The following is a 1,336-nucleotide window of genomic DNA, read 5'->3' on the forward strand; positions in this document are numbered from 1 at the left end:
TGGATTTGCCCCCGCATCTCCGGACACCGCCTCACACTTGAGTTGATGATTCCGTCCTGCGCCTGAACTCGCGTGGCGAGCGATATTTCAGTGCGCTATGGGGATGCTGCTCGTTGTAATGCTCGAACGCGATGGCGAGGTTGCGCGTCGCTGTGGCCGCGTCAGGCTTGGGCATGAAGGCGACGTAGTCGCGCTTCATCGTCTTCACGAAGCTCTCGGCCATGCCGTTGCTCTGCGGGCTGCAAACCGGTGTCGTCAATGGCTTCAAGCCAATGTCCGTGGCGAACTCGCGAGTCTTCCCAGCAATGTAGCCTGAGCCGTTGTCCGTCAGCCATTCAATTTCCGCTGGCGCTTTCGGAACATTGCCGAAGCGCTGCTCGACGGCCGCCAGCATCACGTCGCGTACTACGTCGCCGCTGTAGCCGCCGGTCGTCGCCACCCAGCTCATCGCCTCGCGGTCGCAGCAATCCAGCGCGAACGTCACCCGCAGCGGCTCGCCGTTGTCGCAGCGGAACTCGAAGCCATCGGAGCACCAGCGCTGGTTGCTCTTGGCCACGGCGACCTTGCCGTCATGCCGGCGCTGTGGACGCGGTGGCGTCGGCCTGCGCTCAAGCAGCAAGCTGTGCACACGCATGACCCGATAGACACGCTTGGCATTGATCGGCGCTTCGCATTGACGCTCACGTTCGCGCCGCAATCTGCCCCAGACCCGCCGGTAGCCATAGCTCGGCAAGTCAGCGATGGTGCGCCGGATTTCGTCGACCAAGCTAGCGTCGTCGGTTTGCCGAGCTGTGCGCCCGTCGCGCCAATCACCCGGCCGGGCCCGCTTGGCCGCCACGTTTGAGCGCGCTACGCCGAGGACCTCGCAAACTAGCTTCACTGGTCGTCCCCCGGCAACGATGGCGAGCGCGCTATCCACTTTTTTGCCCGACCGTATTCCACGGCTTCGCGAAGAATCTCGTTCTCCATCGTCTTCTTGCCGAGCATGCGCTGCAGCTCACGGACTTGTTTGAGCGCTTCGGCCAGCTCCGAGGCCGGCACCACTTCCTCGCCCGCACTCACTGCCGACAGGCTCCCGTCTTGGTACAGCTTGCGCCACTGGAACACCTGATTCGGATTCACGCCGTGCCGGCGCGCCACCATCGAGACCGTCTTGCCCGGCTCAAAGCTCTCTCGGACCATCGCAAGCTTCTCTTCCACCGACCACCGCCGGCGGCGCTCCGGGCCCGTCAACACTTCCATCACTTCTTGGTTGCTGCTAGTCATAAACACAGTCGTATGCCTACCCGTTAGTTTAAGTGGGTGACTGTGTCCGGGGATTCAGGGGGCCGTTCCA

At 63.0% G+C, this 1,336-nt stretch carries 1 protein-coding gene; it reads right to left on the reverse strand.

What is annotated here, in order from left to right; translation table 11 throughout:
- Window positions 1-31: 31 nt before the first annotated feature.
- Window positions 32-1,242, reverse strand: a protein-coding gene (locus R2669_RS24795; RefSeq protein WP_316890985.1) for an IS3-like element ISRso10 family transposase whose coding sequence is annotated in 2 segments (ribosomal slippage) — window positions 32-918 and window positions 918-1,242 — 1,212 coding nt in all. Because the reading frame shifts where the segments join, the coding sequence is not laid out codon by codon here.
- Between the last annotated feature and the right edge of the window lie 94 nt (window positions 1,243-1,336).

It is taken from the genome of Ralstonia edaphi (genome assembly GCF_958350185.1).
Lineage (GTDB): Bacteria > Pseudomonadota > Gammaproteobacteria > Burkholderiales > Burkholderiaceae > Ralstonia > Ralstonia edaphi.